Genomic DNA, 15,988 nt, shown 5'->3' with positions numbered 1-15,988 from the left:
GGGGCCAGGGCCGGGGGCCGGCTAGGAGAGGGTGACCGAAGGCGGCCCGGTGAGCCCGTGACTCTTCCGAGGCCGCCCCGGCCACCGACGGCGCGTCCCTGGGTGCGTGCGGGCCGGCACCCCCCACGAGGCCAGCTCCGCGATCGCTCCGCGCCGTCTTCCCGCGGGATCGCCTGTGCAGTCTGTCGAGAACTTCCATCGAATGCACATCGACCGATCAAATCCAGTAACGTCCCGTATTAAACCAGTGGCAGTCCGTGACTGAGCGGGCGTTTTGCCGTGTACCGTCAAGCCCATCACGACCTGCACCGTTCGGGATTCCGAACGGGGGCAATTCCCCCCACGGGTACGGGACACCGGCAGAAGGTGTACAGGAGACCAGAAGGACACGCTCCATAAACACGGCCGGAACCCACTCATCCGATACGCCGCCCCACCCTCACGACCGCCCTCGCGGCTCTCCCGGTGCTGCTCCCGTCAGCCGCGAGCTGCCGCGATCTGCCGTGTCATCAGCGTCGTCAGCTCGTACGCCGTGTGCGAGGCCGCGACGGAAGTGATCTCCGCGTGGTCGTAGGCGGGTGCGACCTCCACCAGGTCGGCGGAGACGAGATTGCAGCCGGACAGCCCGCGCAGGATCTCCAGCAGCTCCCGTGAGGTGAGTCCGCCCGCCTCGGGAGTGCCCGTGCCCGGCGCGTGCGCGGGGTCGAGCACATCGATGTCCACCGAGACGTAGAGCGGACGGCTGCCGATGCGCTGCCGCAGCTGGTCGGTGACCTCGTCCACGCCTCGCCGCATCACGTCGGCGGAGGTGACGATGCCGAAGCCCATCTTGGCGTCGTCGTCCAGGTCCCGCTTGCCGTACAGCGGCCCCCTGGTGCCCACATGGGAGAGCGCCGAGGTGTCCAGCAGTCCTTCTTCGACCGCACGCCTGAAGGGGGTGCCGTGGGTGTAGGCGGCGCCGAAATACGTGTCCCAGGTGTCCAGGTGCGCATCGAAGTGCAGCAGTGCCACGGGACCGTGCTTACGGGCCATCGCGCGCAGCAGCGGCAGTGCGATGGTGTGGTCACCGCCGAGCGTCATCAGCCGGGCACCGGTGTCCAGAAGGGACCCTGCCGCCTCCTCCACCGTCTCGACGGCCTCATTGATGTCGAACGGGTTGACGGCGATGTCTCCGGCGTCCGCGACCTGCGCCAGCGCGAAGGGGGCGGCGTCCTGCGCCGGGTTGTAGGGCCGCAGCAGCCGCGACGCCTCCCGTACGGCGTTGCCGCCGAAGCGGGCGCCGGGGCGGTAGGAGACGCCGGTGTCGAACGGGACGCCCACCACGGCGACATCGGCCCGGCCGCCGGTCTCGTCGATACGCGGCAGCCGCGCGAAGGTCGCGGGGCCCGCGTAACGGGGCACCCGGGAGGAGTCGACGGGGCCACGGGGCGTCGGAACGCTGTCAACACTGTCGGAGGGAGTTGTTTCGCTGCTGCTCATACCGTCGAGCCTAGGCGGAACGAACACCTGGGCGGTTGGACGGTCCGCAGGGGCGTACTACCGCCTTTTGGACACTCCGTCCATCGAGCGACCGTACGAGACACAATGGCTACATGTCACAGCCTCTCTTGCCCGTGTCGCTGCCCCTGCCGCTTCCGGAAGCGCCCTCCCGTGACGAGCTGACCAGCCACCTGGTGCGCACCCGGATCGCGGGGGACGTCGCCACGCCGCGGGAGAACAACCTGTCCCACTACCGCAAGCTCGCCAACGGCGACCGCCACTACTGGCTCGGCCTGGAGCTGGGCGACCGCTGGGCCGACGAGCAGGACGTGCTCGCGGTGATGGCCGAGCGCTGCGGAGTCAACGACGACCCGGACTACCGCACCGGCCAGGACACCATCGACCCGGAGCTGACGCTGGCAGCGCTCGACCGGGCAGCGGCCGAGCTGCGCAAGGCGGCCGAGGGGCGCAGCCGCGTGCTGTTCGCCACCGGGCATCCAGGAGCGCTGCTCGACATGCACGGCACACTCGCCACCGCGCTGCGTGCGGCGGGCTGCGACATCGTCCGCACCCCGCTGGGCGTCTTCGCTGACGAGGGCGTCATCGTGCAGTTCCAGGGGGTCGCCGTCTACGAGCGCGGCGCCTCCCTGTGGCACACCCACTCCCCCGAGCCGATGGCAGGCGTGCTGCACGGTCTGGAGCAGGCCGGAGAGCCGCTGCCCGACCTGGTGGTGGCCGACCACGGCTGGGCGGGCCGCGCGGCACAGCACGGACTGACAACGGTCGGATTCGCCGACTGCAACGACCCCGCGCTCTTCCTGGGCGAGGCGGAGGGCACGCTGGAGGTCACCGTGCCCCTGGACGACCATGTGGTCGACCCGCGTTTCTACGAGCCCATGACGGCCTATCTGCTGTCCGCCGCCGGACTGACCGGCTGACCGCCGCTCTCCCCGCGCGGCACCCGGACGACGCCCTCCTGGATGACGGAAACGGCCAGCCGTCCGTCCCGGGTGAAGATCCTCCCCTTGGCGAGCCCTCTGCCGCCCTGCGCCGTGGGCGACTCCTGGTCGTAGAGCAGCCATTCGTCCGCGCGGAACGGACGGTGGAACCACATGGCGTGGTCCAGGCTGGCTCCGACCACATCGCCGACCGCCCAGCCGCCCCTGCCGTGCGCGAGCAGCACGGAGTCCAGCAGCGTCATGTCCGAGACATAGGTCGCCAGACAGATGTGCAGCATCGGGTCGTCCAGTTCGCCGTCCAGCTTCCCGTTGGTGCGGAACCACACCTGGGAACGCGGCTCGCCCGGGCTGCCGACCCTGCCGAACGGCGGCTCCTCGACGTACCGCAGATCCACAGCGGCCCGCGCCCGCAGCAGCCGCTCGGGCACCTGTGGGTCGGCGAACAGCTCCCGGTAGCGCGGCAGAATCTCCTCGGCAGTCGGCAGCGTCTCCGGGTCCGGCGCCTGGGGCATCGGCTCCTGGTGCTCCATCCCCTCCTCGTGCACCTGGAACGAGGCCGACAGATGGAAGATCGGCTGCCCGTGCTGTACGGCCACCACCCGGCGGGTGGTGAAGGACCGCCCGTCGCGTATCCGGTCCACCGTGTAGACGATGTGCGCTCCTGGATCACCGGAGCGCAGGAAGTACGCGTGCAAGGAGTGCGGCAGCCGTCCCGCTGGGACGGTGCGGCAGGCGGCGACGAGCGCCTGCGCGGCGACCTGCCCGCCGAAGACCCGGGGGACGAGCGATGGGCGGCTGCTGCCACGGAAGATGTCCTGCTCGATCCGCTCCAGGTCGAGCAGATCGAGCAGGGACGTCAGTTCTTGGCTCATGTTCCTGATTCCACAGGCATCTCGCTCACAGGCCCATGGATTTCGCGACTATGGAGCGCATCACCTCGCTGGTGCCGCCGTAGATGCGCGAGACGCGGGTGTCGGCGTACAGGCTGGCGATCGGGTACTCCAGCATGTAGCCGTAACCACCGTGCAGCTGGAGGCACCTGTCGATGACCCGGGCGGCGATCTCGGTGGTGAACAGCTTGGCCGAGGCGGCGTCGGCAGGCGTCAGCTCGCCGGCGTCCAGAGCCTCCAGGGCGCGGTCCACGACGGCCTCCATCGCGTCCACGTCCGCCTTGCAGTCCGCGAGCACGAACTTGGTGTTCTGGAAGGAGGCCACCTCCTTGCCGAAGACCGTCCGCTCCTTCACGTACTGCTGGGCGAAGCGCACGGCCGCCGCCGACATCGCATAGGCGCCGATGGCGATGCCCAGCCGCTCCTGCGGCAGGTTGTGGGTGAGGTAGGAGAACGCCTTGCCCTCCTCGCCCAGCAGGTCCTCCACCGGCACCTTGACGTCGGTGAAGGACAGTTCGGCGGTGTCCGAGGTGCGGAGCCCGAGCTTGTCGAGCTTGCGGCCGACCGCGTAGCCCTCGCTCCTGGCGTCCACGACGAGGATGGAGATGCCGCCGCGCCGGTCCTCGGGGGTCGCCGGAGCCGTGCGGGCGCAGACGAGCACGCGGTCCGCCTGCACGCCGCCGGTGATGAAGGTCTTGGCGCCGTTGAGTATGTAGTGCGTGCCGTCCTCGGAGAGCTTGGCGGTCGTCTTCATCCCGGCCAGGTCGGAGCCGGTGCCCGGCTCGGTCATGGCGATGGCGGTCATCATCTCGCCGGAGACGAAGGCGGGCAGCCAGCGCTTCTTCTGCTCCTCGTCGGCGTATTTGAGCAGGTACGGAAGGCAGAGCGCGGTGTGCACGCTCGAGCCGCCGAAGCTGACGCCCGCGCGGGCGCACTCCTCGGTGATCACGGCGTTGTACTTGAAGCTGGTCTCGCCCGCGCCGCCGTACTCCTCGGGGACCTCGATGCCGAAGACGCCCAGTTCGCCGAGCTTCTTGTAGAACTCCTTGGGCACATAGCCCTGCTCGGCCCACTGCGGGTAGTGGGGCACGACCTCCGCCGCGATGAAGTCGCGGATGGTCTGGCGGAACGCTTCGTGGTCCTCGTTGAACACCGTGCGGCGCACAGCACGCCTCCTCTTAGGAGTGGCAATCCCGGCCATGGCTAAGCGCTTGCTCAGCTCATGGGAGTCCAAGCTACCGAGCAGTTACGTCCGCTGTCCAGGGCTGATCCCTGGCCGACCGCTGCCGCGCCCACCCGGCCGGGGCCTCGGGGGCAGCCCCTCATCTCACCCGGCGGGCTCGGTGTACTCGATGTGCTCGATATGTCCCGCGGGCTCGGCGCGCTCCCGGGGCGCCGCGGCCGAGAGGGCGCCGCGCGCCAGGCGGTGCAGCAGCGCGGCCGTCGTCTCCCGGTCGGGCAGCGCCGAGGGACCGCTCAGATGCGGCGTCGAGTTCAGCAGCCCGAAGACGGTGTGCACCGACACCCGGGCCTCCAGCTCGGTCAGGTCGGGGTACAGCGAGCGGACGGCGGAGACCCACAGCTCGACGTACTGCCGCTGCAGCTTCCGCACCTGCTTGCGGTCGGCCTCCCGCAGCCGGTCCAGCTCGCGGTCGTGGAGGGTGATCAGCTCGCGGTCGTCCAGCGCGAAGTCGATGTGCCCCTCGATCAGCGCGTCCAGCGCCGCCTCCGGCGGCAGGCCCGCCGCCGCCGACTCCTCGGATCTGCGCCGCCCGCCTTCGTAGAGCCGCTCACTGATCCCCACCAGCAGCTCGGCCAGCATCGCGTCCTTGCCCGCGAAGTGGCGGTAGAGGCCGGGGCCGCTGATACCGACGGCGGCTCCTATCTCATCGACACCCACCCCGTGGAAGCCGCGCTCGGCGAAGAGCCGAGCCGCCTCCCGCAGGATCTGCTCCCGTCGGCTGGGTGCTGCCGTGCCTGCCGTCTTCGCGCTCATGCGGACCATTCTAGACAGCCGCGTTAGTGAGCGTTAACCTGGAGGCAGCGAGTTAACGACGGCTAACTGTGCCGGCGTCGGCTCGTGGCGTGCCGTGCCGGATGTGCGGTGGCGTGGCGCGCGGCTTGTAGTGGGTGGTGACGTGCGAGCAAGGGGGCTGGCCGAATGGACGAGCGAGCAGTGCGGGACGTGAGCGGGCACGGGCCCGCGGCGCCACGCCTGGTGAGCGCCCTCGACCCGGGCTCCGAGGCCGCAGCGGAGAACCGCAGGGCCCACCGCGAACTGGCCGGGCAGCTCCGCGAGAAGCTGGCCCGGGCCCGGCTCGGCGGCGGCGCCAGGGCCCGTGAGCGGCACACCGCGCGCGGCAAGCTGCTGCCGCGCGAGCGGGTGGACGCCCTGCTGGATCCAGGCTCCCCGTTCCTGGAACTCTCCCCCCTGGCGGCGGACGGGATGTACGACGACGCGGCCCCGGCCGCGGGGGTGATCGCCGGCATCGGGCGGGTCTCCGGCCGCGAGGCGGTGATCGTCGCCAACGACGCCACCGTCAAGGGCGGCACCTACTACCCCATGACGGTCAAGAAGCATCTGCGCGCCCAGGAGATCGCCCTGGAGAACCAGCTGCCGTGTCTCTATCTGGTCGACTCGGGCGGCGCCTTCCTGCCGATGCAGGACGAAGTCTTCCCCGACCGCGAGCACTTCGGCCGCATCTTCTACAACCAGGCGCGGATGTCGGCAGCCGGCGTCCCGCAAATCGCCGCCGTGCTCGGCTCCTGCACGGCGGGCGGCGCCTATGTCCCGGCGATGAGCGACGAGGCGGTGATCGTGCGCGAACAGGGCACGATCTTCCTGGGCGGCCCGCCGCTGGTGAAGGCCGCGACCGGCGAGGTCGTCACCGCCGAGGAGCTGGGCGGCGGCGAGACACACTCCCGGATCTCCGGCGTCACCGACCACCTGGCCGAGGACGACGCGCACGCGCTGCGCATCGTCCGCCACATCGTCTCCACTCTGCCCGCACCCCCGGCCGCCTCGGCCCTCCCCTGGGCGGTGCGCCCCGCGGAGGAGCCGGCCCTGGACCCGGCGGGGATCTACGACACGGTGCCGGTCGACTCCCGCACTCCCTATGACGTGCACGAGGTCATCGCCCGCCTGGTGGACGGCTCGCGCTTCCAGGAGTTCAAGGCGGAGTACGGCACCACGCTCGTCACCGGCTTCGCCCACATCCACGGCCATCCGGTGGGGGTGGTGGCCAACAACGGCATCCTCTTCTCCGAGTCGGCCCAGAAGGGCGCCCATTTCATCGAGCTGTGCGACCAGCGCGGCATCCCGCTGCTGTTCCTGCAGAACATCTCGGGCTTCATGGTCGGCAAGGACTACGAGGCGGGTGGCATCGCCAAGCACGGCGCCAAGATGGTCACCGCCGTGGCCTGTGCCCGGGTTCCGAAGCTGACGGTCGTCATCGGCGGCTCCTACGGCGCCGGCAACTATTCGATGTGCGGCCGGGCCTACAGCCCCCGCTTCCTGTGGATGTGGCCGAACGCCAAGATCTCGGTGATGGGCGGTGAGCAGGCCGCCTCAGTGCTCGCCACTGTGAAGCGCGACCAGATGGAGGCGCGCAGCGAGGAGTGGAGCGCCGAGGAGGAAGAGGAGTTCCGCGCCCCCGTCCGCGCCCAGTACGAGACCCAGGGCAATGCCTATTACGCCACCGCCCGGCTGTGGGACGACGGAGTGATCGATCCCCTGGAGACCCGCCAGGTGCTGGGTCTGGCACTGACCGCCTGTGCCAACGCGCCGCTCCCGCACCGCGATCCGGAGGCGCCCCGGTTCGGCGTCTTCCGGATGTGAGGGGGCGGAGATGACACAGCGGAGCGCTGCAGACCGGGCCGGGAGCGAAGAGGCCATGAGGGACACGGCCGTGAGCGCGAGGACCGTGAACGAGAGGGCCATGGACGACGGGGCCGTGAGGGCGAGGAGAGGGCCGATGTTCGACACGGTGCTGGTGGCCAACCGCGGCGAGATCGCGGTGCGGGTGATCCGCACCCTGCGCAGGCTCGGTATCCGTTCCGTCGCCGTGCACAGCGACGCGGACGCCGACGCCCGCCATGTGCGGGAGGCCGACACCGCTGTACGGATCGGGCCCGCGACGGCCGTGCACAGCTATCTGAGCGCTGACCGGCTGCTGGAGGCAGCGCGGCGCAGCGGCGCCCAGGCCGTACACCCGGGGTACGGATTCCTCGCGGAGAACGCGGCGTTCGCCCGGCGCTGCGCGGAGGCGGGCCTCACCTTCATCGGGCCGCCCGCGGAAGCCATCGAGCTGATGGGCGACAAGATCCGCGCCAAGGAGACGGTGCGCGAGGCGGACGTCCCGGTGGTGCCGGGCTCCTCCGGCAGCGGGCTGTCCGACGCCGAACTGGCGGTCGCGGCACGGGAGACGGGCCTCCCGGTGCTGCTCAAGCCCTCTGCCGGCGGCGGTGGCAAGGGCATGCGGCTGGTGCGTGACGAGGCGGCGCTGCCCGACGAGATCGCCGCGGCGCGCCGCGAGGCCAGAGGCGCGTTCGGTGACGATGGACTGCTGGTCGAGCGGTGGATCGACCGGCCCCGGCACATCGAGATCCAAGTGCTGGCCGACGGGCACGGCAATGTGCTGCATCTGGGAGAGCGCGAGTGCTCGCTCCAGCGCCGCCACCAGAAGATCGTCGAGGAGGCGCCCAGCCCGCTGCTCGACGCGGCGACGCGGGAGGCGATGGGCCGGGCAGCGGTGAACGCGGCCCGTTCGTGCGGCTATCTGGGCGCGGGCACGGTGGAGTTCATCGTGCCGGGCGAGGCTTCCGGCTCGTACTACTTCATGGAGATGAACACCCGGCTCCAGGTGGAGCACCCGGTCACCGAGCTGATCACCGGGCTCGACCTGGTGGAGTGGCAGCTGCGGGTGGCCGCCGGGGAGCCGCTGCCCTTCGCGCAGCAGGACATCGAGCTGAACGGGCACGCAGTGGAGGCCCGGATCTGCGCGGAGACCGCCCGCCTCGCACCGGGTGCCGGTGCCGGGGAAGGCAGGGTGGACTTCCTGCCCTCGGCCGGGAGGGTGCTGCTGCTGGAGGAGCCGCAGGGCGAGGGGGTGCGCACGGACTCCGGGTTGGTCGAGGGCACGGAGGTGGGCACGACCTACGACCCGATGCTGGCCAAGGTCATGGCGTGGGGCCCCGACCGGCCCGCGGCACTGCGTGGGCTGCGGGCGGCGCTGGCGCGGACGACGGTGCTGGGGGTGGACACCAACACGGCGTTCCTGCGCGCGCTGCTGGCCCATCCCGAGGTTGCCTCCGGCGACCTGGACACCGGCCTGGTGGACCGTGCGGCAGCGGGGCTGCTGCCCGAGGGCGTGCCCGACGAGGTGTACGGCGCGGCGGCACTGCTGCGGCAGGCGGCACTCACGCCGGGCATGGGCACGGGCACGGGCACGGGGACAGGCATGGGAACAGGGACTTCCCAGCCCGCCACCGGCACACCTGGTGCCGTTCCCGGCCCGGCCCCCGGCGCGGGGGGCGGGACCGGCCACTGGGTCAGCCCGTTCTCGGTGCCGTCCGGGTGGCGGCTCGGCGGCCGGCGGGCCTGGACGGTGCACCATCTGCGGGTGCCGGGCCACGACCCGGTGGCGGTGCGCGTCCGCCCGGCCGTGCCGGACGGCAGGCGCCCCGAAGGTCCGCCGCCACCGGGCGAGATGGAGGTCAGCGTCGACGGCGGCACCCCGGTGCGGGCCCGGCTGGCGCCGGGCGCCGCGGCCGACGGTCCGACCGTGCGGCTCGACTGGGACGGGATGAGCCGCACCTTCACCCGCGCCCTGTGCATGGACGGGGACACCCCGGGGGTGTGGCTGGGCCGGGACGGAGAAGCCTGGCAGGTGCGCGGCCACGACCCGGTGGCGGACGCCCTGCGGCGGGCCGGGAGCGCGCACGGCGCCGACGCGCTGACGGCGCCCATGCCCGGCACCGTCACCGTGGTCAAGGCAGCCGTCGGCGATGAAGTGGCGGCAGGCCAGAGCCTCCTGGTGGTGGAGGCCATGAAGATGGAGCACGTCATCACGGCCCCGCACGCCGGCCGGGTGGCCGAGCTGGAGGTGACTGCCGGCAGCACGGTCGCGATGGACCAGGTGCTCGCGGTGGTGGACCCCTACGAGGACGGCGAGGCGGCCGGGACGGAGGCGGCGGGATGACTGACGCGACAACCCCCACGGTGGCGAGCGGTTCCCCCGCGGAGCTGCCCATGGTCTTCCCCCTGAAGGGCCGGGAAGGCCGGGAGGGCCTGCCCGCCCGGGTGCGGATCCATGAGGTCGGCCCGCGGGACGGGCTGCAGAACGAGTCGGCGATCGTCCCGGTCCAGGTGAAGGCGGAGTTCATCGAGCGGCTGGCGGCAGCGGGGCTGAGCACGGTGGAGGCCACCAGCTTCGTGCACCCCAAGTGGGTCCCCCAGCTCGCCGACGCGGAGGAGCTGTATCCGCGGCTCGGCGGTCTGGACGGGGTGCGGCTGCCGGTGCTGGTGCCCAACGCCCGAGGGCTGGAGCGGGCGTTGGCGCTGGGAGCGCGGGAGGTGGCGGTGTTCGCCAGTGCCACCGAGTCGTTCGCCAAGGCAAATCTGAACCGCACGGTTGACGGGGCGCTGGAGATGTTCGAGCCCGTGGTGACCCGCGCCAAGCGGGAGGGACTGCGGGTCCGCGGCTATCTGTCGATGTGCTTCGGCGACCCATGGGAGGGCCCCGTCCCCGTCGAGCAAGTGGTCCGGGTGTGCCGGGCGCTGGTCGGCATGGGCTGCGACGAGCTGAGTCTCGGCGACACCATCGGCGTCGCCACCCCCGGCCATGTCCACGCCCTCCTCACGGCGCTCGAACGCGCCGGGCTCCCCGCCTCCGGCGAAACCGATCTGGCCGTGCACTTCCACGACACCTACGGCCAGGCGCTCTCCAACACCTTCACGGCGCTCCAGCACGGGGTGGCAACGGTGGACGCCTCGGCCGGCGGGCTGGGCGGCTGCCCGTATGCCAAGAGCGCCACCGGCAATCTCGCCACCGAAGACCTCGTCTGGATGCTGCACGGCCTCGGCATCGAAACGGGTGTCGACCTGGCCCTGCTCTGCGCCACCAGCCGCTGGATGGCCGAGCGACTGGGCCGCCCCAGTCCTTCCCGTACGGTCCGCGCCCTCAGCGGCACGGCCTCCCACAAGGAGCAGTGAGCATGGCACTCGACCACCGCCTCTCCCCCGAGCACGAGGAACTGCGCCGTACTGTCGAGGAGTTCGCCCACGAGGTGGTTGCTCCGAAAATCGGCGAGTTCTACGAGCAGCACGAGTTCCCGTACGACATCGTCCGCCAGATGGGCGCCATGGGCCTGTTCGGACTGCCCTTCCCCGAGGAGTACGGCGGAATGGGCGGCGACTATCTGGCGCTGTGCATCGCCCTGGAGGAGCTGGCCCGGGTCGACTCCTCCGTCGCCATCACGCTGGAGGCAGGGGTGTCGCTGGGCGCGATGCCGCTGTATCTGTTCGGCACCGAGGAGCAGAAGCGCGAGTGGCTGCCGCGGCTGTGCACGGGCGAGATCCTGGGCGCCTTCGGGCTGACCGAGCCGGAGTGCGGTTCGGACGCGGGCGGCACCCGCACCACCGCCGTGCTGGACGAGGACACCGGGGAATGGGTGATCAACGGCACCAAGTCCTTCATCACCAACTCGGGCACGGAGATAACCGGCCTGGTCACCGTCACCGCCGTCACCGGGCGCAAGGACGATGGCGCCCCGCGGATCTCCACGATCATCGTTCCGACCGGCACCCCCGGGTTCACCGTGGCGCCCGCCTACTCCAAGGTCGGCTGGAACGCCTCGGACACCCATGAGCTGTCCTTCACCGACGTCCGCGTCCCCAGAGCGAATCTGCTCGGCGAACCGGGCCGCGGCTACGCCCAGTTCCTGCGGATCCTGGACGAGGGCCGGATCGCGATCTCCGCGCTCGCCACCGGGCTCGCCCAGGGCTGTGTGGACGAGTCGGTGCGGTACGCCAACACCCGTGCCGCCTTCGGCAAGCCCATCGGCGCCAACCAGGCGATCCAGTTCAAGATCGCGGACATGGAGATGCGGGCTCACACCGCGCGGTTGGCCTGGCGGGACGCGGCCAGCCGGCTGCTGGCCGGGGAGCCGTTCAAGAAGGAGGCGGCGCTGGCCAAGCTGTATTCCTCCGAAATCGCCGTCACCAACGCCCGCGAGGCCACTCAGATCCACGGCGGCTACGGCTTCATGAACGAGTATCCGGTGGCGCGTATGTGGCGGGACGCGAAGATCCTGGAGATCGGCGAGGGCACCAGCGAGGTCCAGCGCATGCTGGTGTCCCGGGAGTTGGGGGTGGGCCTGGAGGCATGAGGGGCCGCCCCCGGGAAGCGGAGGGGGTGACCCTGACCGGGCTGCCCCGGCAAAGTCACCCCCGCAGAGTCACCCCCAACGCTCACCCCGGCCAAGGCACCTGCGGCGACCGGTAATAGTTCACTCCCATCAGCTCCCAGCGGGGCCCCTGCTGGGCCAGTCGTTCCCGGTAGCCGTCCCAGTCGTGGGTGGCGGCGGGTGACCAGCCCAGTTCGGCCACACCGGGCAGCCGTGGGAAGGCCAAGTATTCAAGCTGTGCGCTGGTTTCGATGGTCTCCGACCACAGCGGCGCCTCCACCCCGAGCACGGCCCGCTCGGGCACTCCCTCCAGATAGGCGCCCGGGTCCCAGTCGTAGGAGCGGCGGGTGGGCACATAGCCGGCCCAGGAGAGGCCCAGCGGAGTGTCCTTGTCGTACTTCATGTCGAGGTAGGCCCGGTCGGCCGGGGAGAGCACCAGTTCGGTGCCCTGCCGCGCGGCCTCGGCCACCTGTGCCCGCTCCTCGGCGCCGGTCCGGTCGTAGCCCCAGTACTGGGCGACGGTGCCCCGGCCCGGGGCGGCCGTGATCTGGTGCCAGCCGATGGCCTTCTTGCCGTACTTGGCGACGACGGGCTGCACGCGCCGCATGAAGGCGACGTAGTCCTCGCGGCTGGTGGCGTGTGCCTCGTCCCCTCCGATGTGGAGATAGGGGCCGGGGGTCAGGGCCGCCAGTTCGCGGAGCACGTCGTCGACGAAGTCGTACGTACGCTCCAGCGGAACGCACAGTGAGCTGAAGCCGACCTCGGTGCCGGTGTAGCGGGGCGGTGCGACGCCGTCGCAGTTGAGCTCGGCGTAGGAGGCCAGCGCCGCGTTGGTGTGGCCCGGCATGTCGATCTCGGGGACGACGGTCAGATGCCGCGCCGCGGCGTAGCGCACGATCTCGCGGTAGTCGGCCTTGGTGTAGTGACCGCCGGGGCCGCCGCCGACCTCGGTGCCCCCGCCGTAGTCGGCGAGCCGGGGCCAGGAGTCGATGGCGATGCGCCAGCCCTGGTCGTCGGAGAGGTGCAGATGGAGGGTGTTGATCTTGTAGAGGGCGAGCTGGTCGATGTAGCGCTTGACCGCGGATACGGGGAAGAAGTGCCGGGAGACGTCCAGCATGGCGCCCCGGTAGGCGTAGCGCGGGGTGTCCGTGATGGTGCCGCCCGCGATCCGCCACCGCCCGGGCTGTTCGCTGCGGGCCTCGACGGTGGCGGGCAGCAGCTGCCGGAGCGTCTGCACCCCATGGAAGAGCCCGGCGGGTTTCCGCGCGCTGAGCCGTACGGCGCGCCGGCCCACGTCGAGCCGGTAGCCCTCTGCGCCCAGCGTGCGGTGCCCGCCGAGCCGCAGTTGGATGCCGTCGTCACCGGCTTGGGTGGTGACGGGCAGCCGGTAGCCGGTGGCCGGCCGCAGCAGCTCGGCGAGGTGTTCGGCCACCTGCCGTACGCCCTTCCCGGCTCCGGGCACCCGGATCGCTGTCCGCGGGCCGATCGTGTAGGGCTCGCCGCGCTCCCGCACCCGGGCGGGCGCGGGTATCACCTGATCGAGCGGCCGGGGAGAGCGGGCGGTGCCCCCGTCGTCCCCACGTGCGGCGGCCACCTCCTCCCCACGGGCGGTGGTCGCGTCCTCGACGCCGGCGTCGGCGGCGGTCGCCGGTGCGGCGGGCGGTGCGGCGGTGGCGGCGAGCAGCGAGGCGCAGAGAACCAGTAACGGTCCGATTCGTCGTCCCATCAGCGCTCCCTCCGGGACCCCTCAGGACCCCTTCGAACGGGTCTTCGAACGGTTGTTCATGGAGGTCTGACGTGGCGCACTCTCAACGAAAGCCATCTTCAGGACACTTCGTCATAATGACCGCTCTGCCCGGCACCGGGAAGACACCGTCAGGAACCAGGAAGACCACAACCGGCACGGGCAAGACCTCCACGGCGACCGCTTCTGCGCCGATTCAGCCACACACTGCCCGCTATCGGGCAGATTTGTTGCGATCGTGGCGCTGAGACCGCAGTATCGACGGGTGCTCGACGCCCCGACGCCGGTCCACGAGGACCTCATCGACTACCTGATCCGCACCACGCCGCTCCAGCGCGGCGAGGCGGCCCGGGTGGTATTGGACGTGCTGTCGTACTTCGACGAGACGACCTCCGAATTCGTCCGGCGTCGGCACCGCGAGCTCCAGGCCAAGGGTCTGACGAATCCGGAGATCTTCAAGCGCATCGAGGCCGAGTTGCCGCACCGCGCCGTGGCACCGCCTCAGCTGTCCCTCAGACAGCTGCGCCGCATCGTGTACGGCTGATCACGAAGCGGCGCCGGCACGTCATCGACAGCAACAGAAACAGCAGAGCAGGCACGACGAGAGGCAGGCATCAGCAGTATGTGCGGAATTGTCGGATATATCGGTAAGCGCGACACTGCCCCGCTCCTGCTGGAGGGCCTCCAGCGGCTGGAGTACCGCGGCTACGACTCAGCAGGCATCGCCATCCAGGCAGGCACGGCGGGCAAGCCGGGCGGCCTGAAGACGGCCAAGACCAAGGGCCGGGTCCGCGACCTGGAGGAGCGTATCCCCAAGCGCTTCACCGGCACCGCCGGCATCGCCCACACCCGCTGGGCCACCCACGGCGTACCCAACGACGTCAACGCCCACCCGCACCTCGACCCGGCCGAGAAGGTCGCCGTCGTACACAACGGCATCATCGACAACGCCGCCGAGCTGCGCGCCAAGCTGACAGCCGACGGCATCACCTTCACCTCCGACACCGACACCGAAGTGCTGGCCCATCTGATCGCCGGCGCCCAGGCCGAGCGCCTGGAGGCCCGCGTCCAGGAGGCGCTGCGGCACGTCGAGGGCACCTACGGCATCGCCGTACTGCACGCCGACTTCCCCGACCGCATCGTGGTGGCCCGCAACGGCTCGCCCGTCGTGCTGGGCATCGGCGAGAACGAGATGTTCGTCGCCTCGGACGTCGCCGCGCTGGTCTCCCACACCCGCCAGGTCGTCACCCTGGACGACGGCGAGATGGCCACCATCAAGGCCGGCGACTACCGCACCTACACCACCGAGGGATCGCGCACCTCCTCCTCGCCGGAGACGGTGGAGTACGCCGCCGAGTCCTACGACCTGGGCGGCCACGACACCTATATGCACAAGGAGATCGCCGAGCAGGCCGACGCCGTGGACCGGGTGCTGGCCGGACGCATCGACGACCGGTTCGCCACCGTCCACCTCGGCGGCCTCAACCTCGACCCGCGCGAGGCCCGCGCCGTGCGCCGGGTGAAGATCCTCGGCTGCGGCACCTCCTACCACGCGGGCCTGATCGGCGCCCAGATGATCGAGGAGCTGGCCCGTATTCCGGCCGACGCCGAGCCCGCCAGCGAGTTCCGGTACCGCAATGCGGTCGTCGACCCGGACACGCTCTACATCGCCGTCTCGCAGTCCGGCGAGACCTACGACGCGCTCGCCGCCGTCCAGGAGCTCAAGCGCAAGGGCGCCCGGGTGCTGGGCGTGATCAACGTGGTCGGCTCGGCCATCGCGCGGGAGGCGGACGGCGGCGTCTATGTGCACGCCGGGCCCGAGGTCTGCGTCGTCTCCACCAAGTGCTTCACCAACACGGTGGTCGCCTTCGGTCTGCTCGCCCTGCACCTGGGCCGCATCCGCGATCTGTCGGTCAAGGACGGCAAGCGGATCATCGAGGGGCTGCGCCGGCTGCCGGACCAGATCGCCGAGATCCTCAAGCAGGAGCCGGAGATCGAGAAGCTGGCGAAGCAGTACGCGGATGCGCGCTCGATGCTCTTCATCGGACGGGTACGCGGCTACCCGGTGGCGCTGGAAGCCTCCCTCAAGCTGAAGGAGGTCTCCTACATCCACGCCGAGGCGTACCCTGCCTCCGAGCTCAAGCACGGGCCGCTGGCGCTGATCGAGCCCGCGATGCCGACAGTGGCGATCGTGCCGGAGGACGACCTGCTGGAGAAGAACCGGGCCGCGATGGAGGAGATCAAGGCCCGCAGCGGCCGCATCCTGGCCGTGGCCCACCAGGAGCAGGAGAAGGCCGACCACACCATCGTCGTGCCGAAGAACGAGGACGAGCTGGACCCGATCCTGATGGGCATCCCGCTCCAGCTGCTCGCCTACCACACGGCGCTGGCCCTGGGCCGGGACATCGACAAGCCGCGGAACCTGGCCAAGTCGGTCACCGTGGAGTAAGAGGGAGCCAGCGCGCCGCGAGGCGCGCCGATGGGCGGAATCCCGCGCGGGCCACCAACCG

The 15,988-nt window shown here is 70.9% G+C and carries 12 protein-coding genes; 7 read left to right on the top strand and 5 right to left on the bottom strand.

All coding sequences use genetic code 11. The features are described from left to right. Positions 1–477: 477 nt before the first annotated feature. Positions 478–1,479 (bottom strand): agmatinase, encoded by a 1,002-nt coding sequence (gene speB / locus ITI46_RS27385; protein ID WP_209242585.1) that lies wholly within the window; start codon positions 1,477–1,479, stop codon positions 478–480. A 113-nt stretch (positions 1,480–1,592) separates the two neighbouring features. On the opposite strand from speB, the gene ITI46_RS27380 reads away from it, so the two are divergent. Next, positions 1,593–2,417, top strand: coding sequence for a phosphatase (locus ITI46_RS27380; RefSeq protein ID WP_247746665.1), 825 nt, complete (start codon positions 1,593–1,595; stop codon positions 2,415–2,417). On the opposite strand, the gene tesB is transcribed toward ITI46_RS27380, so the two are convergent. The 3 genes from tesB to ITI46_RS27365 form a co-directional block, all read right to left on the bottom strand. Continuing rightward, positions 2,384–3,310 (bottom strand): acyl-CoA thioesterase II, encoded by a 927-nt coding sequence (tesB, locus tag ITI46_RS27375; protein ID WP_209242584.1) that lies wholly within the window; start codon positions 3,308–3,310, stop codon positions 2,384–2,386. The genes ITI46_RS27380 and tesB overlap by 34 nt on opposite strands. A gap of 25 nt (positions 3,311–3,335) precedes the next feature. Then, a complete protein-coding gene (locus ITI46_RS27370) occupies positions 3,336–4,493 on the bottom strand; it encodes an acyl-CoA dehydrogenase family protein (RefSeq protein ID WP_209242583.1) in 1,158 nt (385 codons plus the stop codon). Positions 4,494–4,655: 162 nt separating this feature from the next. Next, positions 4,656–5,333 carry an SACE_7040 family transcriptional regulator gene (locus ITI46_RS27365; protein ID WP_209242582.1) on the bottom strand — a complete coding sequence of 226 codons (678 nt, stop codon included), beginning with the start codon at positions 5,331–5,333 and terminating at the stop codon, positions 4,656–4,658. A gap of 156 nt (positions 5,334–5,489) precedes the next feature. Between ITI46_RS27365 and ITI46_RS27360 the strand changes: the two genes are divergently transcribed. The 4 genes from ITI46_RS27360 (at position 5,490) to ITI46_RS27345 (ending at position 11,716) form a co-directional block, all read left to right on the top strand. Then, a complete protein-coding gene (locus ITI46_RS27360; protein ID WP_209242581.1) occupies positions 5,490–7,166 on the top strand; it encodes a carboxyl transferase domain-containing protein in 1,677 nt (558 codons plus the stop codon). Between the two features lie 136 nt (positions 7,167–7,302). Then, positions 7,303–9,528: an acetyl/propionyl/methylcrotonyl-CoA carboxylase subunit alpha gene (locus tag ITI46_RS27355; RefSeq protein WP_209242580.1), complete on the top strand. Its 2,226-nt coding sequence runs from the start codon at positions 7,303–7,305 to the stop codon at positions 9,526–9,528. Next, on the top strand, positions 9,525–10,541 hold the full coding sequence (locus ITI46_RS27350) for a hydroxymethylglutaryl-CoA lyase (protein WP_372452084.1): 1,017 nt from the start codon (positions 9,525–9,527) through the stop codon (positions 10,539–10,541). The genes ITI46_RS27355 and ITI46_RS27350 overlap by 4 nt, the downstream gene beginning before the upstream one ends. A 2-nt stretch (positions 10,542–10,543) precedes the next feature. After that, complete coding sequence (locus ITI46_RS27345) at positions 10,544–11,716, top strand: acyl-CoA dehydrogenase family protein (protein ID WP_209242579.1); 1,173 nt, start codon at positions 10,544–10,546, stop codon at positions 11,714–11,716. An 82-nt stretch (positions 11,717–11,798) separates the two neighbouring features. Here ITI46_RS27345 and ITI46_RS27340 read toward each other — a convergent pair whose 3' ends face one another. Next, a complete protein-coding gene (locus ITI46_RS27340; protein ID WP_209242578.1) occupies positions 11,799–13,460 on the bottom strand; it encodes a beta-N-acetylhexosaminidase in 1,662 nt (553 codons plus the stop codon). A 283-nt stretch (positions 13,461–13,743) separates the two neighbouring features. Between ITI46_RS27340 and ITI46_RS27335 the strand changes: the two genes are divergently transcribed. Then, positions 13,744–14,022 (top strand): hypothetical protein, encoded by a 279-nt coding sequence (locus ITI46_RS27335; protein WP_209242577.1) that lies wholly within the window; start codon positions 13,744–13,746, stop codon positions 14,020–14,022. A 78-nt stretch (positions 14,023–14,100) separates the two neighbouring features. Further along, positions 14,101–15,927: a glutamine--fructose-6-phosphate transaminase (isomerizing) gene (glmS, locus tag ITI46_RS27330; protein ID WP_209242576.1), complete on the top strand. Its 1,827-nt coding sequence runs from the start codon at positions 14,101–14,103 to the stop codon at positions 15,925–15,927. Positions 15,928–15,988: the final 61 nt, after the last annotated feature.

The sequence above is a fragment of the Streptomyces oryzae genome, from assembly GCF_017676365.1.
GTDB classification, from domain to species: Bacteria; Actinomycetota; Actinomycetes; order Streptomycetales; family Streptomycetaceae; genus Streptomyces; species Streptomyces oryzae.
This window is presented reverse-complemented; position numbering and strand designations above follow the sequence as displayed.